This window comes from Roseomonas sp. TF40 (genome assembly GCF_057219975.1).
On the sequence record NZ_JBXVVR010000005.1, the window covers coordinates 84519 to 110168 of the forward strand.

Annotated in this window: 26 protein-coding genes; 14 read left to right on the forward strand and 12 right to left on the reverse strand. The window is 71.8% G+C overall.

Annotated features, from left to right (window positions below):
• Window positions 1-44: 44 nt before the first annotated feature.
• Window positions 45-737: a GNAT family N-acetyltransferase gene (locus AC2D9U_RS15410; RefSeq protein ID WP_484750498.1), complete on the reverse strand. Its 693-nt coding sequence runs from the start codon at window positions 735-737 to the stop codon at window positions 45-47.
• Window positions 738-843: 106 nt separating this feature from the next.
• Between AC2D9U_RS15410 and AC2D9U_RS15415 the strand changes: the two genes are divergently transcribed.
• The 5 genes from AC2D9U_RS15415 to AC2D9U_RS15435 all read left to right on the forward strand — a co-directional run bounded on the left by AC2D9U_RS15415 (window position 844) and on the right by AC2D9U_RS15435 (window position 5953).
• Window positions 844-1659 carry a ferredoxin--NADP reductase gene (locus AC2D9U_RS15415; RefSeq protein WP_484750499.1) on the forward strand — a complete coding sequence of 272 codons (816 nt, stop codon included), beginning with the start codon at window positions 844-846 and terminating at the stop codon, window positions 1657-1659.
• 118 nt (window positions 1660-1777) lie between these two features.
• Window positions 1778-2920 carry a TRAP transporter substrate-binding protein gene (locus tag AC2D9U_RS15420; protein ID WP_484750501.1) on the forward strand — a complete coding sequence of 381 codons (1143 nt, stop codon included), beginning with the start codon at window positions 1778-1780 and terminating at the stop codon, window positions 2918-2920.
• 88 nt (window positions 2921-3008) lie between these two features.
• On the forward strand, window positions 3009-3779 hold the full coding sequence (locus AC2D9U_RS15425; RefSeq protein WP_484750504.1) for a TRAP transporter small permease subunit: 771 nt from the start codon (window positions 3009-3011) through the stop codon (window positions 3777-3779).
• 45 nt (window positions 3780-3824) lie between these two features.
• Window positions 3825-5252 carry a TRAP transporter large permease gene (locus tag AC2D9U_RS15430; RefSeq protein ID WP_484750506.1) on the forward strand — a complete coding sequence of 476 codons (1428 nt, stop codon included), beginning with the start codon at window positions 3825-3827 and terminating at the stop codon, window positions 5250-5252.
• Window positions 5252-5953: a hypothetical protein gene (locus AC2D9U_RS15435; RefSeq protein ID WP_484750508.1), complete on the forward strand. Its 702-nt coding sequence runs from the start codon at window positions 5252-5254 to the stop codon at window positions 5951-5953. Before AC2D9U_RS15430 ends, AC2D9U_RS15435 begins: the two co-directional genes overlap by 1 nt.
• On the opposite strand, the gene AC2D9U_RS15440 is transcribed toward AC2D9U_RS15435, so the two are convergent.
• Entirely contained in the window at window positions 5950-6273 is a 324-nt protein-coding gene (locus AC2D9U_RS15440) for a hypothetical protein (RefSeq protein ID WP_484750510.1), read from the reverse strand. The two genes, AC2D9U_RS15435 and AC2D9U_RS15440, sit on opposite strands and share 4 nt — an antisense overlap.
• 40 nt (window positions 6274-6313) lie before the next feature.
• Here AC2D9U_RS15440 and AC2D9U_RS15445 point away from each other — a divergent pair, with 40 nt between their 5' ends.
• Genes AC2D9U_RS15445 through AC2D9U_RS15465 form a run of 5 tightly spaced genes read left to right on the forward strand, consistent with a single transcriptional unit; the run spans window position 6314 to window position 13360 of the window.
• Window positions 6314-7264, forward strand: coding sequence for an ArsR/SmtB family transcription factor (locus tag AC2D9U_RS15445; RefSeq protein WP_484750512.1), 951 nt, complete (start codon window positions 6314-6316; stop codon window positions 7262-7264).
• A 31-nt stretch (window positions 7265-7295) separates the two neighbouring features.
• Window positions 7296-10793 (forward strand): methionine synthase, encoded by a 3498-nt coding sequence (gene metH / locus AC2D9U_RS15450; RefSeq protein WP_484750514.1) that lies wholly within the window; start codon window positions 7296-7298, stop codon window positions 10791-10793.
• A 43-nt stretch (window positions 10794-10836) separates the two neighbouring features.
• The gene (locus tag AC2D9U_RS15455; protein ID WP_484750516.1) at window positions 10837-11730 is read left to right on the forward strand and encodes a cation diffusion facilitator family transporter; all 894 of its coding nucleotides are present in this window, start codon (window positions 10837-10839) and stop codon (window positions 11728-11730) included.
• A 44-nt stretch (window positions 11731-11774) separates the two neighbouring features.
• Window positions 11775-12806, forward strand: a complete 1032-nt coding sequence (locus tag AC2D9U_RS15460; protein ID WP_484750519.1) for an energy transducer TonB — start codon at window positions 11775-11777, stop codon at window positions 12804-12806.
• Window positions 12800-13360 carry a cob(I)yrinic acid a,c-diamide adenosyltransferase gene (locus tag AC2D9U_RS15465; RefSeq protein WP_484750522.1) on the forward strand — a complete coding sequence of 187 codons (561 nt, stop codon included), beginning with the start codon at window positions 12800-12802 and terminating at the stop codon, window positions 13358-13360. The genes AC2D9U_RS15460 and AC2D9U_RS15465 overlap by 7 nt, the downstream gene beginning before the upstream one ends.
• Here the strand turns inward: AC2D9U_RS15465 and AC2D9U_RS15470 are convergent.
• Entirely contained in the window at window positions 13357-14601 is a 1245-nt protein-coding gene (locus tag AC2D9U_RS15470) for a class I SAM-dependent methyltransferase (RefSeq protein ID WP_484750524.1), read from the reverse strand. The genes AC2D9U_RS15465 and AC2D9U_RS15470 overlap by 4 nt on opposite strands.
• 83 nt (window positions 14602-14684) lie before the next feature.
• Between AC2D9U_RS15470 and AC2D9U_RS15475 the strand changes: the two genes are divergently transcribed.
• The 3 genes from AC2D9U_RS15475 to AC2D9U_RS15485 are packed head-to-tail and all read left to right on the forward strand — an operon-like array spanning window position 14685 to window position 17580.
• Complete coding sequence (locus AC2D9U_RS15475; protein ID WP_484750527.1) at window positions 14685-15221, forward strand: invasion associated locus B family protein; 537 nt, start codon at window positions 14685-14687, stop codon at window positions 15219-15221.
• On the forward strand, window positions 15218-16411 hold the full coding sequence (gene rlmN, locus AC2D9U_RS15480; RefSeq protein WP_484750529.1) for a dual-specificity RNA methyltransferase RlmN: 1194 nt from the start codon (window positions 15218-15220) through the stop codon (window positions 16409-16411). The genes AC2D9U_RS15475 and rlmN overlap by 4 nt, the downstream gene beginning before the upstream one ends.
• 35 nt (window positions 16412-16446) lie before the next feature.
• Window positions 16447-17580, forward strand: coding sequence for an MFS transporter (locus tag AC2D9U_RS15485; protein ID WP_484750531.1), 1134 nt, complete (start codon window positions 16447-16449; stop codon window positions 17578-17580).
• On the opposite strand, the gene AC2D9U_RS15490 is transcribed toward AC2D9U_RS15485, so the two are convergent.
• Both AC2D9U_RS15490 and AC2D9U_RS15495 read right to left on the reverse strand, forming a co-directional pair.
• Complete coding sequence (locus AC2D9U_RS15490) at window positions 17552-18304, reverse strand: hypothetical protein (RefSeq protein ID WP_484750533.1); 753 nt, start codon at window positions 18302-18304, stop codon at window positions 17552-17554. The genes AC2D9U_RS15485 and AC2D9U_RS15490 overlap by 29 nt on opposite strands.
• An 11-nt stretch (window positions 18305-18315) precedes the next feature.
• The gene (locus AC2D9U_RS15495) at window positions 18316-19320 is read right to left on the reverse strand and encodes an NAD(P)-dependent oxidoreductase (protein WP_484750535.1); all 1005 of its coding nucleotides are present in this window, start codon (window positions 19318-19320) and stop codon (window positions 18316-18318) included.
• 42 nt (window positions 19321-19362) lie between these two features.
• Between AC2D9U_RS15495 and AC2D9U_RS15500 the strand changes: the two genes are divergently transcribed.
• On the forward strand, window positions 19363-20217 hold the full coding sequence (locus tag AC2D9U_RS15500; protein WP_484750537.1) for an amidohydrolase family protein: 855 nt from the start codon (window positions 19363-19365) through the stop codon (window positions 20215-20217).
• Here AC2D9U_RS15500 and AC2D9U_RS15505 read toward each other — a convergent pair.
• The 7 genes from AC2D9U_RS15505 to AC2D9U_RS15535 form a co-directional block, all read right to left on the reverse strand.
• Entirely contained in the window at window positions 20207-20530 is a 324-nt protein-coding gene (locus tag AC2D9U_RS15505; protein WP_484750540.1) for a hypothetical protein, read from the reverse strand. The genes AC2D9U_RS15500 and AC2D9U_RS15505 overlap by 11 nt on opposite strands.
• A gap of 148 nt (window positions 20531-20678) precedes the next feature.
• Entirely contained in the window at window positions 20679-21335 is a 657-nt protein-coding gene (locus AC2D9U_RS15510) for an AzlC family ABC transporter permease (RefSeq protein ID WP_484750542.1), read from the reverse strand.
• 17 nt (window positions 21336-21352) lie between these two features.
• Window positions 21353-22165, reverse strand: a complete 813-nt coding sequence (locus tag AC2D9U_RS15515; protein WP_484750545.1) for an EcsC family protein — start codon at window positions 22163-22165, stop codon at window positions 21353-21355.
• Window positions 22166-22186: 21 nt separating this feature from the next.
• The gene (locus AC2D9U_RS15520; RefSeq protein ID WP_484750546.1) at window positions 22187-23239 is read right to left on the reverse strand and encodes an MraY family glycosyltransferase; all 1053 of its coding nucleotides are present in this window, start codon (window positions 23237-23239) and stop codon (window positions 22187-22189) included.
• 1 nt (window position 23240) lies between these two features.
• Entirely contained in the window at window positions 23241-23990 is a 750-nt protein-coding gene (locus tag AC2D9U_RS15525) for an FkbM family methyltransferase (protein WP_484750549.1), read from the reverse strand.
• Entirely contained in the window at window positions 23987-24871 is an 885-nt protein-coding gene (locus AC2D9U_RS15530; protein ID WP_484750553.1) for a VOC family protein, read from the reverse strand. Before AC2D9U_RS15530 ends, AC2D9U_RS15525 begins: the two co-directional genes overlap by 4 nt.
• 46 nt (window positions 24872-24917) lie before the next feature.
• Window positions 24918-25589 carry a glutathione S-transferase gene (locus AC2D9U_RS15535; protein WP_484750556.1) on the reverse strand — a complete coding sequence of 224 codons (672 nt, stop codon included), beginning with the start codon at window positions 25587-25589 and terminating at the stop codon, window positions 24918-24920.
• Between the last annotated feature and the right edge of the window lie 61 nt (window positions 25590-25650).

A 25650-nucleotide genomic window follows, 5' to 3' on the forward strand; every position in this document is an offset into this window, starting at 1 on the left:
TCCAGTCCGCGAAACTGCGGCAGGCGAGGCGGAAACACAACAGGTCACGCAAGCCTCGCCGTCGCGGCGGAGAGGGAAGTGCGCGGCCGGCCGGCGTGGTCCCAGTTCGCATCCTCCAGCCAGCCGGCGATGGCGTCCCGCCGGGGGGGCCATTCCTCGGCCAGGATCGAGAACCAGGCGGTGTCGCGCCGCCGCCCCTTCACCACGCCATGGGCCCGGTGCGTGCCCTCCGGCACGAAGCCCAGCCGATGCGCGGCGGCGACCGAGGGGGCGTTCAGCGCGTTGCACTTCCACACCAGGCGCCGATAGCCGAGGTCGTCCATCGCGTGGCGCATCAGCAGGAACATCGCCTCGGTCGCGGCGCGGCTGCGCTGCAGCCGGGGGGCGAACCAGATATGGCCGATCTCGATCGCGGCATTCGCGGGCTGGATCTCCATCAGCGTGAGCCAGCCCGAGACCGCGCCCGAGCTGTGCGGCCGCACCGCCCAGGCCATCGGGTCGTGCTGGCTGGCGAAGCCGGCGACGTGGCGGCGCATCGCGGCCTCATCCGCGAAGGGGCCGTAGCCGAGATAGGCCCAGCTCGCGCCCGTGGGGTCGCCCTGCGAGGCCTGGAACAGCTCCGCCGCGTGGCGCACGGCCAGCGGTTCGAGTGTCACCGCCGTGCCGCGATGGGGAATGCGCGCGGGCAGGGGCCGCGGCGTGGGATCGACCTCGGGGCCGAGGGGGGGCGTGGACATGGGGCGGGACCTCCGGACGGCCAAAGCATCGGCCGAAATTGCGCCAGCGCAAGGCGGCGCGCCGCATCGCGTTGCAGGGTGCCGCGGTTTCCGCCTAGGAGAGCGCATGAGCGCCGACACCCTCACCCGCCCCGACCAGTCCCTGGCCCCGAACGGCTTCTTCCTGGAAGCCGTGCTGAGCGTGCACCACTGGACCGACCGGCTGTTCTCTTTCACCTGCACGCGCGAGCCGCATTTCCGCTTCGGCGCCGGGCAGTTCGCGATGATCGGCCTGGTGGTGGAGGGCAAGCCGCTGGTGCGCGCCTATTCCATGGTGAGCCCGCCCTGGGAGGAGCACCTGGAGTTCCTCTCGATCAAGGTGCAGAACGGGCCGCTGACCTCGCGCCTGCAGCATATCGTCCCTGGCGACCGCGTGCTGATCGGCAAGAAGGCGACCGGCACGCTGGTGCCCGACAACCTCGCCCCGGGCGGCAATCTCTGGCTTTTCGCCACGGGCACGGGGCTCGCGCCCTTCATGAGCCTGATCCGCGACCCCGACACCTATGACCGCTTCGACCGCATCATCCTGGTGCACACGGTGCGGCAGGTGGCCGAACTGGCCTACAACGACCTCATCGAGCGCGAATTGCCTGAGCATGAGCTGCTCGGCGAGATGGTGCGCGAGAAGCTGGTCTATTGGCCCTCCGTGACGCGCGAGCCCTTCCGCAACCAGGGGCGGCTGACCACGGCGGTCGAGCAGAACACGATCGGCGCGGCACTTGGCCTGCCGCCGCTCGACCCGGCGCGGGACCGGGCCATGATGTGCGGCTCCGAGGCGATGAACGCCGACCTGCGCGCCCTGCTGGAGGCGCGGGGCTTCGAGGAAGGGGCGAACAACGCGCCGGGCACCTATGTGGTCGAAAAGGCCTTCGTGACGAAGTAACCGGCTGGTGGCTGTGGCGCGGTCCTTGCGCGGGCCGCGCCGTCCCCGTAAGGAAGGACCAGCGTTCATAGCCGCCAGGGCCGCAAGAGCCTGGGTCGGCGTTTCAGGGAGAGTTGGAATGTCCGAAGTCAACGCCCGTGGTGGGTCGAATCGCCGTGGCCTGCTGAAGGCGGCCGCGGTCGGCGCCACCGGCACCGCCATCCTGGCGACGCCGAGCGTCAGCCGCGCCCAGACGGTGACGCTGCGCTTCCAGTCCACCTGGCCGCAGCGCGACATCTTCCATGAATTCGCGCAGGACTACGTCACCCGCGTGAACAACCTCGCCGGTGGCCGCCTGCGCGTGGAACTGCTGGCCGCCGGTGCCGTGGTCGGCGCCTTCCAGCTGCTCGATGCCGTGCATGCCGGCACCCTCGATGGCGGCCATGGCGTCTCCGCCTACTGGTTCGGCCGCAACCGCGCCTTCAGCCTGTTCGGCACCACCCCGCCCTGGTTCAACGAGGCCAACCACTTCCTCGGCTGGTTCTACTATGGCGGCGGCGAGGCGCTGTACCGCGAGCTGATGCATGACATCCTGCGCATGAACGCGGTGGGCTTCCAGACCGGCCCGATGCCGACCCAGCCGCTGGGCTGGTTCCGCAACCCGGTCGAGCGCGCCGACCAGATCCGCGGCCTGCGCTACCGCACCGTGGGCCTCGCCACCGACCTGTTCCAGGAAATGGGCGCGGCGGTCGTGGCCCTGCCGGGTGGTGAGATCGTGCCGGCGCTCGAGCGCGGCGTCATCGACGGGGCGGAGTTCAACAACCCCTCCTCCGACCGCGTTCTGGGCTTCGCCGACGTGGCGCGCAACTACATGATCCAGTCCTTCCACCAGCGCGTCGAGACCTTCGAGGTGCTGTGGAACCGCCAGCGCTACGAAGGCCTGCCGGCCGAGCTGCAGCAGGTGCTGCGCATCGCCGCCGAGGCGTCCTCCGCCGACATGAGCTGGAAGCAGCAGGACCGCTATTCGCGCGACCTGGTGGCCCTGGCCCAGGCGGGCGTGAATGTCCGCCAGACGCCGCGCGCCATCCTGGATGCGCAGCTGCAGGCCTGGGACCGCGTGATCGCGCGCCAGGAAGGCGACAACTCCTCGCCGAATGCCGGGCCCTTCTTCAAGAAGGTCTGCGACAGCCAGCGCGAGTGGTGCCGTCGCGTGGGTGGCTTCTACCTGCGCTATGAGGCCAATCCGGTGATTTCCTACAACCACTTCTTCGCCCGCGGCTGATCCGGGCGCGGATGACCTGACGGGGCCGGTCCGGGACAGCCTGGGCCGGCCCTTTTGACTGCGAAGCGAACCAGGGAGCGCGAGCGGCATGACAGACCAGGGGGCGGTCTTCGTGATCGCGGCCATCGTCGCGGCGGCCATCATCGTCGGCATCGTCTTTGCGCAGAACGCGCTGGTGCAGCGCGTTCTGCTGGGCATCGACCGGCTCTCCACCCTGGTCGGCCAGACCGGCTCCTGGTGCATCCTGATCCTGACGGCGGTCATCACCTATGACGTGACGGCGCGGCGCTTCTTCCGCGCGCCGACCGATTGGGGCTACGACGCCGCCTACATGCTCTACGGCACGCTGTTCATGCTGGCGGGCGCCTATGCGCTGTCGCGCAACGGCCATGTGCGGGGCGACTTCCTCTACCGCAACTTCTCGCCGCCCCTGCAGGCCAAGTTCGACCTCACGCTCTACCTGCTGTTCTTCTTCCCCGCGATCATGGCCTTCATGATCACCGGCTACCATTTCTTCGAACTGTCCTTTATGCAGAACGAGCGCAGCTCGGTCTCGCCGGGCGGGCCGATCATCTGGCCGTTCAAGTTCCTGATCCCGGCGGTGGGCTTCCTGCTGATGCTGCAGGGCCTGGTCGAGGTGGTGCGCTGCGTGCGCTGCATCCGTGACGGCGACTGGCCGCAGCGCCTGTCCGACGTGGAGGAGCTGGAGAAGACCATCCTGGCCGCCGCCGAGGCGAAGGGCGCCGAGGCGCTGGCGGCGGAGATGGCGAAGGGCGGCGAGGCCGCGATCCTGAAGGTCGCGCATGAGCTTGAGGCGCAGGCCGCGCACGACCCCGCGCCGCGCCATCCGCATTCCTGAACGCCCAGCCCCGCACGCTCACGCCCTCGCGCAAGGCACGCACCCATGCTCCCGCAAGAGATCCACCAATTCCTCGGCCTGACGCAGCTCTTCCTCTTCCTGGGCTTCATCATGCTGGGCTTCCCGATCGCCTTCACGCTGATGGCGATGGGGCTGATCTTCGGCTATTTCGGCATGGGCGACCGGGTCTTCGACCTGCTGGTGCAGCGCACCTATGCGGTGATGAGCAACGACGTGCTGATCTCCGTGCCGCTCTTCGTCTTCATGGGCTACATCATCGAACGCGCGAACATCCTCGACCGGCTGTTCCGCTCGCTGCAGCTGGCCTCGGGCGGGCTGCCGGGGTCGCTGGCGGTCGCCACCCTCGCCACCTGCGCGCTCTTCGCCACGGCCACGGGCATCGTCGGCGCGGTGGTGACGCTGATGGGGCTGCTCGCCTTCCCCGCCATGCTGCGTGCCGGCTATGACGCGCGCCTCGCCGCCGGCGTGACCTGCGCGGGCGGGTGCCTGGGCATCCTGATCCCGCCCTCGATCATGCTGATCCTCTATGGCGCCACGGCGGGTGTCTCGGTGGTGCAGCTCTATGCGGCGGCCTTCATCCCCGGCGTCACGCTGGCGATGCTCTACATCATCTATGCCGTGGCGGTGGGCATCTTCCAGCCGCACCGCGCCCCGCGCCTGCCGCCCGAGGAACGCAACGTGCCGCTGGGGACCATCCTGGTGTCGCTGCTGACCTCCTTCCTCCCGCTGGCGGCGCTCATCGCCTCGGTGCTGGGGTCGATCATCATGGGCCTCGCCACGCCGTCGGAAGCGGCGGCGGTGGGCAGCCTGGGCTCCATCATCCTCGCCATCGTCTATCGCGCCTTCACCTGGACCAAGCTGAAGGAGAGCGTGTTCCTCACCGCGCGCACCTCGGCCATGGTCTGCTGGCTGTTCGTGGGCAGCTACATCTTCTCCTCCGTCTTCGGCTATCTCGGTGGCCAGACGGTGGTGGAGGAATTCGTCAAGTCGCTGCCGCTCAACACCTTCACCTTCATGCTGCTGGCGCAGGCGCTGATCTTCGTGCTCGGCTGGCCGCTGGAGTGGACCGAGATCATCGTGATCTTCGTGCCGATCTTCCTGCCGCTGCTGGATGATTTCGGCGTCAGCCCGATCTTCTTCGGCATCCTGGTCGCGCTGAACCTGCAGACCAGCTTCCTCAGCCCGCCGGTGGCCATGGCGGCCTTCTACCTGAAGGGCGTGGCCCCGCCGCATGTGAAGCTGGAAGACATCTTCGCCGGCTGCATGCCCTTCATCTACATCGTCATCTTCACCATGGTGATGGTCTACGTCTTCCCCGAGATCGTGACCTGGCTGCCCGAGGCGCTCTATGGCGGCCAGGCGCCGGCACCAGGGGCGGCGACCATGCTGGATGCGCCCCCCGTGGGCGGCTTCCAGGAGATGGAGGAAGTGGCCCTCCCGCCGCTCAATTGATGGCAGCGCAGGACCCCACCGCCGCGGCGCGCTGGCTGGCGGAGGCGATCGAGACCGGCAATCCCCTGCGGGAGTTGCCGGCCGATATCGCCCCCGCCGATCAGGCGGCGGGCGAGGACATCGCCATCGCCACGCTCGACTCGCTCGGCCATGTCGCCTGTGGCGTGCGGCTGCTGCGGCTGGCCGATGGCGACCTGCTGGCAGGGCCGATGGTGGAGGGCCGCCTGCTTGCGCAGGGCGTCCCCGTGGCGCTGGGCATGCTGCGCCACCCCAGCCTGACGGCCGCGGCCATCGGCGTGCTGGCCGAGGACCTGACCGAGGAGGGCCAGGGCCTGCCGCGCTTCGCTGGCCTGCACGCGGCGCTGGACATCGCGGCCACGCGCTTCACCGAGACGCCCGCCACCCTGGCGCTGCGCGCCGCCGATCTGGGCGGGTTGGGCCTGGTCGTGGCGGGACGGCGCAGGCTGGTGGAACCGGGCCCGGTCCGCGTGCTGATCGGCCCGGCCGGGACGCGGCGCCAGGGGCATGCGGCTGATCTGGCGGCTGCCTTCGCCGACGCCGCCCAGGCGGCGCGGCGGCTTGGCGGCCTGCCCGCCGGGGCGCTGCTGGTCGCCGCCGGCCTCAGCCCGCCCGTGCCGGCCGAGGGCCGGGTCGCGGCCGATCTCGGGCCGCTCGGCAAGGTCGAGGCGAGCTTTACCTAACCAAGCCTGAAACGGGCGGAGGTCAGCGCATCCTCCCGCAGGGCCGCGGTGAGGGCCGCGCGGGCTTCCGCCGTCTCGGCCAGGGCGAGGACACGGGGGAACCAGGGCACGCTGCCGCGCACCCTGGCCTGGAACAGCGCATCCAGGGCGAGGGCCACCGGCGCGCGGCCGACGCAGCAGGCGCAGCCCGGGGCGTGCGGGCTGGCGGTGTCGAAGTCGCGCAGCGTCGCCGCCGCCGGCGCCTCGGCCCGCGCCGCGGCCAGCGCGGCCTCGCTCTCCAGGATCGTCAGGGGGATTCGGGCGTCGACGGACCAAGCCATAGGCTGGACATAAGGATATGTTTATGTCATTTGCAAGCCCATGGACGCCCTGCTCACCCAACTCCGCGCCGCGGCCGAGCCCACGCGGCTGCGCCTGCTCGCGCTCTGCGCGCGCGGGGCGCTGTGCGTCAGCGATCTCTGTGCCGTACTCGGCCAGTCCCAGCCGCGCCTGTCGCGCCACCTGAAGCTGCTGGTCGAGGCACGGCTGCTGGAACGCATCCCGGAGGGCGCCAACGCCTTCTTCCAACTGCCCGCGGAGGCCGAGGTGGCGCGGCTGATCCTGGCCCGCCTGCCCGAGGACGACCCGCGCCTTGCCGCCGATCGCCGCGCCGCGGCGCGGCTGGCCGCCGAGCGCGCCCGCGCGGCCTCCGACACCTTCCGCCGCGACGGCATGGATTGGGACGAGGTGCGCGCCCTGGACCTGCCGGCCGCCGCCATCGAATCGGCCATCCTCGCCGCCCTGCCGGGGCGGATCGGTGCGCTGCTCGACATCGGCACCGGCACGGGGCGGCTGCTGGAACTCGCCGCGGATCGCGCGCAGCGCGCCACCGGCGTGGATGCCAGCCGGGAGATGCTGGCGCTCGCCCGCGCGCGCCTGGCCGAGCGCGGCCTGGCCGAGCGCTGCGCCGTGCGCCAGGCCGACATGTACCGCCTGCCCTTTGCCGATGGCGCCTTCGATGTCGTGACGCTGCAGATGGTGCTGCACTACGCCGAGGACCCGGCGGCCGCCATCGCCGAGGCCGCGCGCGTGCTGCACCCCGATGGCCTGCTGCTCATCATCGACCTCGCCGCGCATGACCGCGCCGAGGTGATGCGCCGCCACGCGCATCGCTGGCCGGGCTTCGACGACGCCGCCATCGCCGGCTGGCTGGGCGCGGCCGGCTGCACGGCGCGCGGCGCCACCGCGGTGGCCGGGCCGCTCGACCTGCGCATCTGGCCCGCGCAACGCACGGCGGCCTTCGCGCTTTCTTCACCCGCGACCGCGTTCTGATCCACGCCTTCGATCCGGAAACACGACACCCATGACCACGCGCCCGCATCTGCTCGACGCCCTCGCCAGCCAGGCCCTGCTCTGCGATGGCGGCATGGGCTCGCGCGTCCAGGCGATGACGCTCGATATCGTCAAGGATTTCTGGGACAAGGAGAACTGCACGGAAGTGCTGAACCTCTCGCGTCCCGACATCGTGCGCGACATCCATCGCGGCTACTACGCCGCCGGTGCGGACATGGTGCTGACCAACAGCTTCGGCGGCAGCCCCATCACGCTCGAGGAATTCGAGCTCGGCTCCCGCGCCTTCGAGATCAACAAGCTCAGCGTCGAGCTGGCGCGCGAGGCGGCGGAGAGCTTCGCCGATGGCCGGCACCGCTACGTGATCGGCGATATCGGCCCGGGCACCAAGCTGCCCAGCCTCGGCCATGTCACCTATGACGCGCTGGAGAGCGCGCTGACCGAGCAATGCCTCGGCCTGATCGCGGGCGGGGCGGATGCGCTGCTGACCGAGACGAACCAGGACACGCTCTACATCAAGGCCGCCGTCAACGCCGCCAAGATCGCCAAGGCGAAGACGAAGTCCGATATCCCGATCTTCGTGCAGGTGACGGTGGAGACCACCGGCACGCTGCTGGTCGGCCCCGACATCGCCGCCGCCGCCACCGTGGTGCATGCGCTGGATGTGCCGCTGCTGGGGCTGAACTGCGCCTCGGGCCCGCAGGAGATGGCCGAGCATCTGCGCTGGCTCAGCCAGAACTGGCCCGGCCTGCTCAGCGTGCAGCCCAATGCCGGCCTGCCGGAGCTGGTGGACGGCAAGACCCATTATCCGCTCGGTGCCGCCGAGATGGCGACCTGGATGGAGCGCTTCGTCGTCGAGGACGGCTTCAACCTGATCGGCGGGTGCTGCGGCACCTCGACCCCGCATATCGAGGCGATGGACGCGATGCTGCGCCGCCTCGGCGGGTCGCGCGCGCGCCCCGCGCCGGTGGCGCGCAAGGTGCACTGGGTGCCCTCCGTCGCCTCGCTCTATTCGGCGACGGCGCTGCGCCAGGAGAACAGCTACTTCTCGATCGGCGAGCGCTGCAACGCCAACGGCTCCAAGGCCTGGCGGCAGTTGCAGGAAGCGAATGACTGGGATGGCTGCCTCGCCATCGGCCGCGAGCAGGTGGCCGAGGGTTCGAACTCGCTCGACATCTGCACCGCCTTTGTCGGTCGCGACGAGCTGCGCGAGATGAGCGAGGTGATCACCCGCTTCACCTCCTCCGTGAACTCGCCGCTCGTGATCGACAGCACCGAGACGAATGTGATCGAGGCCTCGCTGAAGCTGCATGGCGGCAAGGCGATCATCAACTCGATCAACTTCGAGGAGGGCGAGGGCGCGGCGCATGACCGCATGAAGCTCGCCCGCAAGTTCGGCGCCGCCGTCATCGCGCTGACCATCGACGAGGTCGGCATGGCCAAGACGGCCGAGGACAAGCTGCGCATCGCGACCCGGCTGGTCGAGTTCGCCTGCGAGAAATACGGCCTGCCGCAATCCGACCTGATGATCGACCCGCTGACCTTCACCATCGCCACCGGCAACGAGGACGACCGCAAGCTCGGCCTGTGGACGCTGGAGGGCATCCGCATGATCCGGGAGCGTTTCCCGGACATCCAGATCATCCTCGGCCTGTCCAACATCTCCTTCGGCCTGAACCCGGCGGCGCGGCACGTGCTGAACAGCGTCTTCCTGGATCACGCGGTGCGCGCGGGCATGACGGGGGCGATCGTGCACGTCTCCAAGATCAAGCCGCTGCACAAGATCCCGGTCGAGGAAGTGCAGGTCATGGATGACCTGATCTTCGACAACCGCCGCGAGGGCTACGATCCGCTGCAGAAGGTGCTGGAGATGTTCTCCGGCCGCAAGGCGGCCGACAACGTCGCCAAGGTGAAGGCCGCCACCGTCCAGGGCCGGCTCAAGGACCGCATCGTGGATGGCGACCGCAAGGGGCTTGAGGAAGAACTCGCGGCCGCGATGGCCGAGGGCATGACGCCGCTCGCCATCATCAACGACGTGCTGCTCGATGGCATGAAGGTGGTGGGCGAGCTGTTCGGCGCGGGCAAGATGCAGCTGCCCTTCGTGCTCCAGTCGGCGGAGACGATGAAGGCCGCGGTCGCCTATCTCGAACCCTTCATGGAGCGCGTGCAGGGCCAGGAGAAGGGCATCATCGTGCTGGGCACGGTGCGCGGCGACGTGCACGACATCGGCAAGAACCTGGTCGACATCATCCTGACCAACAACGGCTACAAGGTGGTGAACCTCGGCATCAAGGTGCCGCTGAACGAGATCGTCGCCGCGGCGCGCGAGCACAAGGCGAACGCCATCGGCATGTCCGGCCTGCTGGTGAAGTCGACCGTGGTGATGCGCGAGAACCTGGAGGAGATGTCGCGCCAGGGCATCGACATCCCCGTGCTGCTCGGCGGCGCGGCGCTGACGCGCAACTACGTGGAGGAGGATTGCGTGCAGGCCTATGCCTGCGGCCGCGTGGTCTATGCGCGCGACGCCTTCGACGGCCTGCACCTGATGGACAAGGTGATGGGCAACGACTTCGAGGGCTATCTTGGCGCCATCCAGGCCAAGCGCGCCGGCAAGTCGCGCAACGAGAAGCGCGTGCTGGGCACCGCCGATCCGCGCGGCTTCGCCCCCGTCGACCTGGCCTATGCCCAGGCGCGCCGCCGGCGCGTGAGCGCGCTCTCCACCCCGCCCACGCCGCCCTTCTGGGGCCCGCGCGTGATGGAGGCCGACCCGAAGGCGCTGGTGCCCTTCATCAATGAGCGCAGCCTCTATCAATTCCAGTGGGGCTTCCGGAAGGCCGGCCGGTCGCTCGAGGATTTCCTCGGCTGGGCGAAGCAGGAACTGCGCCCGGTGCTCAAGCGCATGCTGGCGCTGACCGCCGAGCATGACATCCTCAAGCCGCAATCCATCTACGGCTACTGGAAATGCGCCGGCCAGGGCAACGACCTGATCCTGTTCGAGGAGGACGGCACCACGGAAGTCGCGCGCTTCAACATGCCGCGCCAGCCCAAGGAGGATGGCGAGTGCATCGCCGATTTCGTGCGCGACATTGACGATGAGGGCCGCGACGTGATCGGCCTGCAGGTGGTCACCGTGGGCCAGAAGGCCTCTGACGTCGCGCGCGAATGGTTCGACGCCAACCGCTACCAGGACTACCTCTATCTGCATGGCCTGGGCGTGGAGATGGCCGAGGCGATGGCCGAATACACCCACAAGCGCATCCGCGCCGAATGGGGCTATGCGGCGGAGGATGAGCGCGACATCGAGAAGATGCTCAGCCAGGGCTATCGCGGCGGCCGCTATTCCTTCGGCTACCCGGCCTGCCCGAAGCTCGAGGACCAGGCGCCGCTGCTGCAACTCCTCAAGGCCGAGCGCATCGGGGTCGAGATCAGCGACGAGTGGCAGCTTCACCCGGAGCAATCGACCTCCGCCATCGTGCTGCACCACCCGGGCGCCAAATACTTCTCCGTCTGAGCCGCGCGGGGTAGATACAGCCGCGAGGCATTGAGGAGAGACCATGACCACCAGCGCCGTGCAGCGCATCGCCGCCGGCTCCGTGGCCGTGGCGGTGGGCGTGCTTGCGCTCAAGGCGGGGGCCTGGTGGCTCACCGGCTCGGTCGCGCTGCTGGCCGATGCGCTGGAGAGCGTGGTGAACGTGGCCGCCGCCATCGGCGCGCTCATCGCCATCCGCTTCTCCGCGCTGCCGGCCGATGCCAACCACCCCTATGGCCATTCCAAGGCGGAATACCTCTCGGCGGTGGTCGAGGGCGCGCTGATCATCGTCGCCGCCCTGCTGATCCTGCACCAGGCCTGGGATTCCTTCGCCGCGCCGCGCCCGCCCGAGCAGGCGGGGCTGGGCCTGGTGGTGGCCTCGGTCGCCACGGGCATCAACGCGCTGTGGTGCTGGGTGCTGTTCCGCCACGGCCGGGCGGCGCGCTCGCCCGCCATGCTGGCCGATGCGCGGCACCTGCTCTCGGATGTCGTGACCTCGGCGGGCGTGCTGGTGGGCGTGGCGCTGGTGGCGCTGACCGGCGTGCTCTGGCTCGACCCGCTGCTGGCCGCGCTCACGGCGGTGAACATCCTCTGGTCCGGCGCAAGGCTGATGCGTGAGAGCGTGGGTGGGCTGATGGATGAGGCCGTGCCGCCCGAACTGCTCGCGCGCATCCGCAAGACCGTGGCGGTGGAAGCCGCCGGCGCGATCGAGGCGCATGATTTGCGCACGCGCCATGCCGGGCGGACCACCTTCGTCGAGTTCCACCTGGTGGTGGATGGCGCCATGACGGTGACCCAGGCGCATGACATCTGCGACCGGATCGAGGCCGCGCTGAAGGCGGATCTCGACCCCGCCATCATCACCATCCATGTCGAGCCCGACGGCAAGGCGAAGCACCGGGGGGTGCTGGTGCTGTGATCGCGGCGGCGCTCGCGCCACCGCTCCCGGCCCAGCCGAACCGGGTGCCACTCTGGGTCGTCGCCTCCCTGGCGCTGCACCTCCTGCTGGCGGCCGCGCTGCTGCAACCACCGCGCCCCGTGCCGGAGGCGGCGCCGGAGCAGCGGGTCTCGCTGATCTGGGCCGAGCAGGGCGCCGGGGCGGGCGATCCCGAGGACCGCGCGGCGGAACTTCCGGGCGGGGTCGAGATCCCCCCCGCCCCCCTGGCTGCCGAAGCCCCCGCGCCGCCGCCCGCGCCACCGGCCACGCCCGCCCTGGCCGAGGCGCCGCCCCCGCCGAGCCCCGCCCCGCCGCTGCCCATGGCCCCGCCCCTCGCCCCGCCGCCCGCCGCGGCCGCGCCCGCCGGTCCGGCGCGCGTCCAGGCCGCGCCGCCGCCGCCGAGCCCGGCGCCCGCGCCGCAGGCCCAGGCGGCGCTGCGCCTGCCGCCGCTCGCCTTGCCCGAGGCGCCGCCGATCCTGCCGCCGGGCAGCGCCCCACCGGCGCCCGAGGACGCCGCACCCCCCTTGCCCGTCCCCGCGGCGCCCGCCAGCCCGGGCGCGCCCCCGGCATCGCCCGAGGCTCCCGCGCCGCCCCAATTCGCCGCCCTGCCGCCGCCGCCGCCCGAGCCGCCGCGCCCGCGCCCGGCCCAGCCCCCGGTCGCGCCGGCGGCGCCGCCGCCGACCCGCCGCGCCCCTCCCGGCCCCGGCAACGCCACCCAGGCCGCGCCGCCCATGGCCGCCGCCCCGGCGGAAGCGAGCGGCGCCATCTCGCCGCCGCGGCAACTTGCTGGCATCGCCAACCCCGCCCCCGAATACCCCTATGCCAGCCGCATCCGGCAGGAGCAGGGGCGTGTGACGCTGCGCGTGCTCGTCACCCCCACCGGCGGGGTTGCCGATGTCGCGATCGAGCGCACATCTGGACATGCCGCGCTGGACCGCGCCGCCGAGGCGGCGGTGCGGCGCTGGCGCTTCGAACCCGCCATGCAGAACGGCCAGCCCGTGCCCGCCAGCGCGGCCGTGAGCATCACCTTCCGCCTTGACGGAGACCGACGATGGTAAAGCTCGACATCATCACGACGCGGGGCGGCGATGCGGGGGAGACCTCGCTCGGCGACGGCACGCGCGTGCGCAAGGATGCGCTGCGGGTCGAGGCCTATGGCACGGTGGATGAGGCCAATGCCGCGCTCGGCGTGCTGCGCCTGCACCTGGCCGGCGACCGCGCGGCGGAGGGGATGGTCGAGCGCATCCAGAACGATCTGTTCGACCTCGGCGCCGATCTCTGCGTGCCCGGCACGGGGGAGGACCGGCTGCGCATCACCGATGCGCAATGCGCGCGGCTGGAGGCCGAACTGGCCGAGATGAACGCGCTGATCCCGCCGCTGCGCAGCTTCGTGCTGCCCGGCGGCTCGCCCGGCGCGGCGCAGGCCCATGTGGCGCGCACCGTCACGCGCCGGGCGGAGCGGCTGGTGGTGCATCTGGCGGCGGTCGAGCCAGTGAACCCGGCCGCGGTGCGCTATCTCAACCGGCTGTCGGACCATTTGTTCGTGCTGTCGCGCCGACTCAACGAGAACGGCGCGAAGGATGTGGTCTGGCGCCCTGGCGCCACCCGCTAAATCGGCGCGGCGAGCAGCAGCCGGTTCATCTTCTCCATCGCCGCGCAAAGGGCCGCCCGGTCGCGCGCGGCCTGCTCGGGCGAGGCGCCGCCGGCCACCACCATGGCCATGATCTCCCCCCAGCTGCGCTGGCCATCCACCTTGGACAGGATGGCGCCGGCCAGCCGCGGCAGGGGCACGGGGACGCGCAGATCGTCGAAGGTCACGGTCAGCACGCCATCGGCGCGCAGGTTCTTGGCCAGCGTCGGCCCGTCCAGCTCACGCAGCACCGGCACCGCCGCATCGTCGTCCCAGGGGCGCGGGGCCACCGGGTCGCGCGTCAGATAGGCGATGTGGATGCCCATATTGCCGCAGACCGCCTCGGCGAGCGCAGCGCGCTGCACCGGGTCCATCGTCGCGGTCAAGGCGCGCAGCTTCGGGTCCGTCAGGTAGCTGTCGGGATCGTAGCGGAGCGGTTCGACCAGCGTCTCGATCCTGAGCCCCGCGCCCGCCACCAGGGCCGCGAGCTGCGGCACGGTGAAGGCGACGTCGCGCGGGTTCAGCAGCAGGTCGTAGAGCCCCGCATCGCCGCCCTTCAGATGGTCGTCGATCCAGGGATTCTTCTTGAGCCAGGCAGTGCCGGGGGTCTGCTTCCACAGCCGCTTCGCGGTCTCCACGCGCGCCGCGGGCGGCAACTCGCGCGGCGCGAGCAGCCGCAGCGCGTCCTGCAGCATGTACACACCCGTCCGCCCATGCGGCGCATAGACCATGATGCCCATGCCCCCGCCGGGCGCGAGCACCGAGGCCAGCGCCGCCAGCCCCTCGGCCGGGTCGGGCAGGTGGTGCAGCACGCCGCAGCAATCGATGTAGTCGAAGGGCCCGAGCCCCGAGCGCGGCAGGTCGAGCAGGCTGCCTTCCTCGAAGGCGATGTTGGTGAGCCCCCGCGTGGCCGCCCGCGCCTGCGCCACCTTCTTCGCCGCCGTCGAGCGATCCAGCCAGGTCACCTGCCCGGGCCGGCAGAGCCGGGCCATCTGCTGCGCCAGCATGATCGTGCCATCGCCCGAGCCACCGCCCGCCATCAGCGCGCGCAAGGGCGTGGCGGCCGGGCGCCGCGCGCCGAAGACCCAATGGTCGATCTCCCGGAGGTGGGAGGGGCTGCCGACGATCAGGCGCCGGGCTTCCTCGCGCGGGTCGCGCGCCGGATAGGGGAAGGCTTCGTATTGCGCGGCCAGGGCCGCATCGGGCGCATCGCGGGTCGTCATGGGCGTTTCCATAGGGGCAGCGCGCGCATCACGGAAGGCGCGACGTTGCCGGAACCGGAGGGGGCGCGTATCTAGGGCGCCCCATGACCCGTCCCGTCCTGTTCCTCGCCGCCCTGCTCGCGGCTGCCGGCCTTGGCCCCGTGGCGGAGGCGCAGCAGCGCCCCGCGCCGCAGCGGCTCGGCGCCTTCCAATCCTGGACCGCCGCCACGCACCAGGAGAACGGGCAGAAGGTCTGCTACGCCTTCGCCCGCGCCGCGCGCAGTGAGAACGGGCCGCAGAATCGCCAGAACGTGACGCTGACCGTCACGCATCGCCCCGGCGGGCGCGACCAGGTGGCGATCTCGGTCGGCTACCCCTATCCGCGCGGGGCCGAGGCGGTGATGACCGTCGGCGCCGGCGAGTTCCGCAGCTATGGCGTGGTGGGGATGAGCGCCTTCTTCCAGAATGGCGCGCAGCTCATCCATGCCTTCCGCAACGGGCGCGAGGCCGTGGTCCGCAGCCCCGGCCCGCCCGGCCGCCCGGCGGTGACCGACACCTTCGCGCTGTCGGGCTTCTCGGCCGCCTATGAGGCGATCTCGCGCGAGTGCCCCGCGGCCACGCCCACCTCGCCGCGCCGATGAACGCCACACCGAATCCGGTGATGAATGTCGATCTGAACGCCGAGGAACGCGCGCGCATCCTGGCCAAGGCGGCGATCTTCGCGCCCCCCTCCGCCACCCTGCCCGATGGGCGGCGCGAGCTGGTGGGCCTGTCGCGCGAGGAACTGGCCGCCGAGATGGTCGCGATGGGCGAGAAGCCCTTCCGCGCCAAGCAGCTCTGGCACTGGATCTACCACCAGGGCGAGACCGATTTCTCGAAGATGCCGACCATCGCCAAGGCGATGCAGCCCAGGCTGGCCGAGCGCTTCGTGGTGGGCCGGCCGGGTGTGACCACCGTGCAGACCAGCGAGGACGGCACCCGCAAATGGCTCTTCGCCTATCGCGACGGGCAGCAGGTGGAGACCGTCTATATCCCCTCGCTGGATGAGGATCGCGGCGCGGTCTGCATCTCGACCCAGGTGGGCTGCACGCTGTCCTGCACCTTCTGCCACACCGGCACGCAGAAGCTGGTGCGCAACCTCGGCGCGGCCGAGATCGTCGGCCAGTTCATGGCGGCGCGCGATTCCTATGGCGAATGGCCGAGCCCGAAGGACGGCACGGCGCGGCACCTCTCCAACATCGTCGTCATGGGCATGGGTGAGCCGCTCTACAATTACGAGAACACGGCCAAGGCGCTGCGCATCATCATGGACCATGAGGGCATTGCGCTGTCGCGCCGGCGCATCACGCTCTCCACCTCCGGCGTGGTGCCGATGATGGACAAGTGCGGCGCCGAGCTGAACGTGAACCTCGCCGTCTCGCTTCATGCCGTCACCAACGAGCTGCGCGACCAGATCGTCCCACTCAACCGCAAATATCCGATCGAGGAGCTGCTCGCCGCCTGCCGCCGCTATCCCGGTGCCACCAATGCGCGGCGCATCACCTTCGAATACGTGATGCTGCGCGGCGTGAACGACAGCGAGGCCGAGGCGCGCGAGCTGGTGCGCCTGCTCAAGGGCCTGCCGGCGAAGGTGAACCTGATCCCCTTCAACCCCTGGCCGGGCAGCCCCTATCGCACCAGCACGCCCGAGGCGGTGCGCGCCTTCGCCGCCATCGTCGAGGCGGCCGGCTATTCCAGCCCGATCCGCCGCCCGCGCGGGCGTGACATCCTCGCCGCCTGCGGCCAGCTCAAGACCGAGAGCGAGCGCGCCCGCAAGGCAGCCGCAAGCTGAGCGCCCCGGCGCGCATCTCCCCGCCCATCTGGCTGATGGGCCTTGCCGCCTTCACGGTGGGCTGCGGGATGCGGGTGCTGGATCCGCTGCTGCCCATGCTGGCGCGCGAATTCGGCGTGGGGCTTGGTTCGGTCGCCCCCCTGATCGGCGGTTTCGCCCTGGCCTACGGGCTCGGGCAGCTCTTCGCCGGGCCGGTGGGCGATGGCTTCGGCAAGCTGCGCGTCGCGGCGGTGGCCATGGCGCTCTACGCGGCCACGCTGCTGGGGGCGACGCTCGCCCCCGATCTCGGCGCGCTGCTCGCCTTCCGCATCGCCTCGGGCCTGGCGGCGGCAGCGACCATCCCGCTCTTCATGGCGCATATCGGCGACCGCGTGCCTTACCAGCAGCGCCAGGCGGTGATCGGGCGCTTCCTGACCGGCATGGTGATGGCGAACCTGCTCGCCGGCCCGATCTCGGGCATCATGGCGGAACTCGCCGGCTGGCGCGCCTCCTTCCTCGTGCTGGGCGGCATGGGGGCGGTGATCGCGCTTGTGTTCATGGTGGGGCTGGGCCCCGGCTGGCGCGAAGGCGGGGGCGGGGCGGCGAGCCTGGGGCTCGGCGGGTTCCTGCGCCTGTTCGGCCGGCCCGCCGGGCGGCGGCTGATGCTGGCGGCGGCGGCGGATGGGATGCTGCTCTTCGGCGGCGCCATTCCCTTCATCGCCTCCTCCCTCATCGAGCGCTTCGCGCTCTCCGCCGCCGGGGCGGGGCTCGTCACGGCGGGGTTCGGGGTGGGGGCGATCCTCTACACGCAGCGCGCCTCCTGGCTGGTGGCGCGGCTGGGCGAGCGGGGGATGGTGCGCTGGGGCGGGGCGGGGCTGTGCCTGTGCCTCGCCGTGATCGGCCTGGCGCCGGCCTGGTGGGTGGTGGTGCCGGCGCAGGCGCTGCTCGGCCTGGTGTTCTTCATGCTGCATGGCGTGCTGCAGGCACGCGCGACCGAGGCGCTGCCCGAGGCGCGCGGCACGGCGGTGGCGGGCTTCGCCATGTCGCTCTTCCTCGGCCAGGCGCTGGGGGCGGTGATCTTCGGCGCGATCATTGGCGGCTTCGGCTTCGCGCCGGGCTTCCTGCTGGCGGCGGCGGGGATCCTGCTGCTGGCCCATGCGATCAATGCGCGGGTGATTCCGCGAAGCTGAGCAGGGCTTCCACCTCGGCCGCCAGGGTGCTTTCCAGCATGGATTCCAGCGCCCGCAGCGCCAGGGCGGCCTCGGCGCCGTCCATCACCCGGTGGTCGAAGGCGAGGAAGACCTCCACCCGCCCGGCCGGATCGATCGGCCCGAAGGTGAGGAAGGCGGGCAGCGGGCTGACGCTGTCCACGATCGACCCGCCCTGCCCGCCGACGCTCGAGACCGCGAAGGTGCCGGCATAGCGCAGCAGCGGCCGCGCGGTGGCGAGGCTCCAGCGCAGGATCAGCCGGCGCAGCGGCCAGGGCAGGCAGAGCATCCGCAGGATGCGATAGGCCGGGCGGTATTGCCGCACCGGCGCGTTCCGTGCCTCCGCCAGCTGCGCGCCGAGCTGCGGCAGCGCCGTGGTGGCGAGGCCGGGGAAGCGCGCGGCCATGACCATGGGTTCGCCGTTGTAGCGCCGCTCGACCAGGATGCAGCCGATGGCCTCGGGCACTTCCAGCAGATGCCGCCAGGGCAGCGTGGCGAAGATGCGCCGCAGCGCCGGGCGCTCCGCGGCGACCAGGGCGAAGGCCTTGGCGAAGAGCATCGGCCAGGCGGGGCGCGGGGCGGGCAGCGCCGCGCGCGCCGCCAGCAGCCGCGGCACGGCCAGCTCCGCGCGCAGGATGCAGCGCGGCACGCGCAGCGAGAGCCAGGACAGATCGGCGATGTGCTGCCGCCCGGGGCTCAGCTTCACGCGCCGCGCGGTCATGCCCGCGGCGCGGCGAACCAGGCCCGCAGATGGCGGGCGGCCTCGGGGTTCACCGCGCCCTCGGGCATCCGCCCGGCCGCGAGTGCGGCCACCTGGCGCACCGTATCCATCGCCTGGTGCTCCGCCGCCTCGGGGGTGAGGCCCGCGACATGCGGCGTCGCGACCACATTCTTGCGAGTTGCCAGGGCCGGGTTCGGGCGCTGGTCGGGCGCGCTGCCCACATCCATCGCGGCCGCCGCGAGATGGCCTGAATCCAGCGCCGCGGCCAGCGCCGCCTCCTCCACCAATTCGCCGCGCGAGAGGTTGATGAGGAAGGCGCCGCGCTTCATGGCGCCGATGGTGCCGGCGTTCATCAGGTGGCGTGTCTGCGCGTTCGAGATGGCGAGCGGCATCACCACGTCCGCCTCCGCCAGCAGGCGATCCAGCGCCACGGCCTCCACCCCCGGCGCGTCGATGGCCGCATAGGGGTCCTGCACCAGCACGCGCATCCGCATCGCCACCGCGATGGGCGCGATGCGCTGGGCGATGCGCCCCCAGCCGATGAGGCCGAGCGTCTTGCCCGCCAGCTGCATCCCCATGCGCGAGACGGGCGGCGTGCCGGCCCAGTAGGCCGCCGCATGGCCGGAGACCCCGCGGGCGAGGTCCACCATCATGCCGATGGCGATCTCGGCGACGGAATCGACGAAGCCGGGCGTCGCCTGCGTCACCAGCACGCCCGCGGCGGAGGCGGCGGGGACGTCGATGGTCGAGATATCCACGGCGACGCGGTGGAAGGCGAGCAGGCCGGGCAGATGCGCGAAGGTCTCGGCGGTGCCGGGCGTGGCGCGGTCCGCGACGATGCACTGGCAGCCCCGCGCGGCCTCGGCCAGGGCGCGGCCGGCGAGCGGCGTGTCGCCCTGGTGCAGCACCACCTCGGCCAAGTCGCGCAGCGCGGCCTCGGCGCGGGGCGGGTAGTAGCCGGCGCGCATCTCGGGCGTGTGGCTCAGGAAAACCCGCAACATGGCGTCTCGCATCCCGTGATCTTGTGGGGCTAGCGTAAGGCCATGAGCGATCCGGGCAACATCCCCTTCACCGCTGGCACCGCGCCGCCGCGCCTCGCCGTGCCGCCGGGCGCGGTGGATTGCCACCACCATGTCTATGACGCCGCCTGGCCCGTGGCGCCGGGCGGGCGGGTGCATGAGAGCGCAACAAGGGAACATCACGCGCGGCTGCTGGCCCGCCTCGGCGTGGAGCGGCTGGTGCTGGTGCAGCCCTCCACCTACGGCACGGACAATGAGCTGCAACTGCGCGCGCTGCGCGACTGGGGCCCCGCGCGGGCGCGCATGGTCGCGGTGGTCCGGCCCGAAGCCGATGCGGCCGGGCTGCGCGCCATGGCGGCGGAGGGCGTGGTCGGCGCGCGGGCGAATCTCGTGCAGGGCATTCCGCTCAGCCCGGCCGATGTGGCGCCGCTCGCGAAGCGGCTCGCCGATCTGGGGTGGCACCTGCAGGTCTTCGCCTCGGCCGCGATGATCGCGGACCTCGCCCCGGTGCTGCGCGCCGCGCCCTGCGAGGTGGTGTTCGACCATTTCGCACAATTGCCGCCGCGGGACTGGGCGGCGCATCCGGCCTGGGGCGTGGTGCAGGACCTGCTGCAGGCCGGGCGCGGCTGGGTGAAGCTCTCCTCGCCCTACAGCCTGGACCAGGGCAACCCGGCGGCGGTGGGTGACCTCGCCCGCGCGTTGGTGGGCAGCGCGCCGGCGCGGATGGTCTGGGGCACCAACTGGCCCCACCCCAACGCCACGACCATCCCCGATGATGCCGCGCTGCTGGACCTGCTGGCCGATTGGGCGCCGGACGAAGCGACCCGCCGCGCCATCCTGGTGGACAACCCGGCGAAGCTCTACCGATTCACCCCGTGACGAGCCGCGCCAGCACCAGCCCCGCCAGCCCCGCGAGCATCGCCGGCAGCAGGCGCTGGCCGCCGAGCAGATAGGCCGCGGCCCCGGCAACCACCCCGGCGAGGCGCGCGGGCCAGGGCACGGTGGCGAGCAACCCGCTCGGCGCCACCAGCGCCAGCGCCACGAAGCAGGCGAGGGTGGCGACGGACACCGCCGAGGCCCAGGCGATCGCCGGGTGATCCGCCCGCAGCACGCCGCCCAGCGCGAGCCCCACGAGGCGCAGCCCGAAGCCGATCGCCACCGTCAGCCAGAGTGCGATATCGGCCTCGGTCATTTTGCGGCGTGCACGAAGGCTTCACCTTCGTGCCCCTCAGGCGCCGGGCGGCGGCCATCCGGCCGCCTTGGCTGCGCGGCATAGGCCGCGGCGGCCATTCGGCCGCTCGGCCCTCCGGGCCGCAGGCCGGAACTTCGTAAGCTGCTTCTCATCGGCGCCGCATCGCGAGAAAGGCGATGCTCCCGCCCACCAGCCCGGCCAGCGGCAGCCCCCAGGCGCCGCCGACCCACCAGGCGAGCGGCGCGGCCAGCACCCCGCCCAATATCGCCGGCGCCACGCCGGGCCGGGCCAGGTCGCCCGCCATCAGCAGGGCGAAATAGAGCGGGTTGGTGAAAAGCAGCGCGGCGCGCCACTCCATCGGCAACAGCGGCGCGGCGAGGTGCCCGGCGGCGGTGGTCGCCATCGCCACGCTCCAGCTCGCCCCCGAGAAGCCGAGGAACCAGGGCAGCCGCGCCGTATCGGGCAGGCCGGGCAGCACCCGCATCCCCGCCGCCCAGGGGGTGATGGCGATGAAGGGCAGGCCGAGCAGCCGCCGCCAGCCGCTGCGGGCGCCGAGCAGCGGCGCGATGGCGACCGACATGGGCAGGAAGCGCGCATTCGCCGCCGTCGCCGCGATGGTGGCGGGGATGGCCGGCACGCCCAGGCTCGTCGCCTGCAAGAGCACCAATTGCCCGGCCATGCCATAGACCGCGCCGGTGGCGATCAGCGACCAGGTGAGGGAAAGCCCGGCCTCGGCCACCGCCGCGCCGAAGGCGATGAAGGTCGCCGCCATGGCGAGCGCGGGCGCGCCCAGCGCGGCCCGCACCCCGTCCCGGGCGGCGCCTACCCCAGGAATTTCGCGTCCCGCTGGGTCTTCAGCGCCTCATAGGCCGCCCGCACGCGGGCCGCGCCATGGGTCCGTTCCAGCCGGCGGACGGTGAAATGCCCCTCCGCGATGGCGCGGAAATGCGCGAGGAAGGCGAGGTTCACCGTCGCCCCCGCCGCCGCGCCGATCACCGGGGCGGCCTGCACGGCCAGCTTGGTCGCAACCGGGCCGGCGAAGCGCGCCGCGATGGCGGCCACGAAACCCGGCAGGATGGAGGAGAACACGCCCGCCCCGGCCACGCTCTTCAGCGCCTCGGTCAGCGCGATGCGCACGGCGAAATAGCCGGTCTCGGCCGCGTCGTCGCCCGGGTCGCGCCCGCCCAGCGCGAAGACCTTCAGGCATTCGGCGGCCGTCAGCGGGTCGGCCAGATCCTCCCCATTCGCCTCGGCGATGGCGGCGATCTGGCGCAGCAGCAGGGTGGTGGAGACCGGCAGCTCGACCAGCGTGCCCGGCAGGCCGAAGGCGCCGCCCGCCGCCCCCGAGGCCGCCGCGAGGCCGCGATGGAACCAGTGATCCGGGATCGGCAGCGGGTTGCGGCTGGGTGCGGTCTTCAGCGCGGCCTGCATGGCGGTGGAGAGCGCGCCGCGCACCGCCCCGTCGATCATCCCCTGCGTGCCCGAGGGCAGGCGCGCGCGCAGCGCTTCAATCGGCTGGCCCAGCGCGTTGGACAGCCGCGCGGCGAGGGAGAGGGATTCGAGCTGCGCGACCGCGGCTTCCAGCTCGCGCGCCACGGGCTCCGGCAGGGTGGTGGGGGGGTGGGTGAGGGACATGGCGAGGATATGGGCCCGGGCTCAGCGCCAACCCAGCCCCGCCGCGCGCATCCGGCGCATGACGAGAAACAGCCAGCAGAGTTGCCCGGCCAGCGCCGGCAGCACGATCAGCGGCTTGAGATTGGGCGAGAGCGTCAGGAACAGTCCCGCCAGACCGGCATGGAAGATCGCAAACCCCCAATGCACGCCCGCCACCACGCGCACGCCCATGCCGGATCGTTGCGCGAGTTGATACAGATGCGTCCGGTGGCCTTCCGACAGCTTCTCGCCCATCGCCGCGCGGCGGGCCAGCGTGAATCCCGCGTCGAACAGCAGCGAGAAGATCAGCAGCGGCACGATCAGGAAGGACACGGCCTGCGTGTCGAAGCCCGCCGCGGCGATGGCCAGCACGGCGATGACGAAGCCGGAAAACTGGCTGCCGACATCGCCCATGAAGATCCGCGCCTTGTGCAGGTTGAAGGGCAGGAAGCCCGCGAAGCCGGCGGCGAGGAACAAGGCCGCCGCATAGACGAACCAGCCCCCCTGCGTGGCGGCGATCACGGCCAGCGCGGCGGAGGCGATCAGCAGCGTCCCACCCACCAGCCCGTCCAGCCCATCCATGAAGTTCACGGCATTGGTGCAGCCCACGATCCAGAACAGGCTGAGCGCCACGCCGAGCCAGCCCAGCTCCACCACCCCGATCCAGGGCAGCGCGAGCCGGTCCACCACCAGCCCGGAGGCGAGCGCGACCACCGCCGCCGCGCATTGCGCCCCCAGCCGCAGCCGGGCGGAGAGGTGGCGCATGTCGTCCCACAGCGCGACGCCGGCGATGGCGATGGCGGCAGCGATGACGCCGAGGAATTGCCGCTCCGCGATGCGCGCGAAATCCGCCGCCTGGAACAGCACCACCATGCCCGCCACGAAGGCGACCACCACGCCGAGCCCGCCCCCGCGCGGCGTGGGGGTGACATGCGCGCTCCGCGCATTGGGGATGTCGAGGATCGGCCGCGCGATCATCAGCCGCACCACGAGCGCGGAGAGCAGGGCCAGCAGCGCGGCGAAGGTCATGTGTTGCACCAGGGCGTAGAGCTGCATGTCAGCGCGCGAGCCTCGCCGGCTCCAGGCTCGCATAGACGTCGCCGGAATTGGCGGCGTGCGGCAGGGCGGCGATCCAGCCCGCCATCGCCGCCGCGCCGATGGGCCGCGCATGTTCGAAGCGCATGCCCTCGCCCAGGCAGGCGTTGAAGGCGCTGTAGCCCAGCGCCGCGAGCTTCTCGAGGCACTGCGCGGCGACCTCGCGCTGGATGGTGGTGAATTCGAAGGAGAGGCTGCGCGGCGCGCGGCTGAGGCCCGAAAGGGCGATGGCCTCATAGCCCTCGACATCGATCTTCACGAAATCGGGCAGGCCGTGCTGGGCGGCCAGGGCATCGAGCGTGGTGACGGGCAGGCGCAATTCGCTGTCCCAGACCTGCCCCTCCCAGCCATCTGCCCCCTCGGCCGCGGCGATGAAGGCGTCGGAGGCCGTGGCGACGGTGGGGTTGGCGGTGTTGACCCGCAGCACCGCCTCGCCCGGCGCGGCGCCGACCAGGGCGGCGATGCGCACCACCCCCGGATCGCGCCCGAAGAGCAGGCGCAGCAGGCGCGCCAGGCGCGGCTGCGGTTCCACCGCCACGGCGCGGGCGCCGAGCCGCCGGAAGCTCGCCGTGCGGTCGCCGACATGGGCGCCGACATCGAAGCCCAGATCGCCGGGACCGAGGAAGCGCGCCTGGAAAGCGTCGAGCGCCGCGGCGCGGCCGGGGCCGTAATAGGTGCGCAACGAATGGCTGATCGCGGCGGCGGTGGTCATGCGAAGACCACCGCGGCGCCGCCCGCGGCCTCGGGCGGCACCATCAGGCCGAGCGGAGATTTGCGGGTTGGCAGCCCCGCCAAGACGCCAGCCGCGCGCTGCCCCTGGTCCTCGGTGCGGAGCACCAGGCCGGCGATGAAGGGCTGGGCCGGGGCCTCGACGCCGGGCAGGATTCGGCCCAGCGCCTCGGGCGGCAGGACCCGGATCTGGGTTTCCATGGCCGGCGAATGCGGCCCCGCCGCACCCACCGCGCCGGGCAGGCGCAGGCGGAACCCGGCGACCGGATCGGGCTCGGCCGGCAGGCCGGCGAGGCGGGAGAGACGCGCGATGGTCTCGGCCGGGTTCGCGGCGGTCAGGATGGTGCTCTCGAGTGCCACGGCGCCATTCGTATGGCCCATCCAGCGCGCATCCCAGACGAGTTCGGGTGTGAGGTGCTGCACGAGCTGGATGCGCCCTTCCGGCGCGTCGGGGAAGGGCAGGCGGGCGAAGCGGGCGATCGGCCCGCCCGCTTCCACCGGCCGTTCCAGCCAGGCGATGCCAGGGATGTCGAGCCCGCCGCGCCGCAGCCGGCCGAGATTGCCCTCGGCATCATCCATCCCGAGGGCGACGATATGCGCCCCCGCATGGCGCGCGAGGAAACGGTCCAGCCCATTGGCGAAGAGGCTGTCGTCCAGGATGCCCAGCAACTCGACATAGCCATGCCGGAGGAAGGCGCAGCGATTGCCCGAGCCGAAGGGCTCGGTCGGGCCACCGGGCGAGCGCTTGCCCGATTGCTGCGCCACCGGCGACAGGGCGAAGCCCATGCGCTGCCACGCCGCCCAGAGCGGCGCCGGGTCGCGCGCGCAGAGGCCGACATGGTCGAGGGCAACCGCGAATGTCACGGCTGAGGGCCCGGCCGATTCAGACCTTCGGGCCTGCGCCCTGCGGTCATCGGACGGGCACCGGGTTCTCATAGTGGGGGAGCAGCCATTCGGCCGGCTCGGCCGCCGCGTCGCGATACCACTCATCGACCAGCGGATGCGCCCGCACGGCGTCGCAATAGGCGCGCGAGGTGGCGGAGATCTCCGGCTGCCAGGTCAGGAAGCGCGTGACCACCGGCGCATACATCGCATCCGCCAGCCCGAACTCGGCGCCCATCAGGAAGGGCCCGCCATAGGGGCCCAGCGCCTCGGCCCAGATCGCCTCAACTCGGGAAATGTCGGCCAGGCATTCCGGCGTGCGGCCCATGCCCGGGAAGGTGCGGCCGAGATTCATCGGCATCGCGCCCCGCAGCGCGCGGAAGCCGCTATGCATCTCGGCCGCGATGGAGCGCGCATGGGCGCGCGCGGTGCGCTTGCGCGGCCAGAGATCGGCATGGAATTCGGCGCAGTATTCGGCGATGGCGATGCTCTCCCACACCCGCGCGCCGCGATGCTCCAGATAGGGCACCAGCCCGTTGGGCGAGACCGCCTTGATCTCGGCGGTGCCGCCCGCCCCGGCGCCGGCGAGGCGCAGCACCTCCACCGTCACGTCCAGATTCGCCAGCCGCACCATGAGCCAGCCGCGCAGGCTCCAGGAGGAGTAGCGCTTCGTGCCGATCACCAGCCTGCCTTCGGCCATATCCCGATCTCCCTACCGAAACCCCGTTCTGCCACCGATCGCGCCCGGCGTCGCGGGGGGG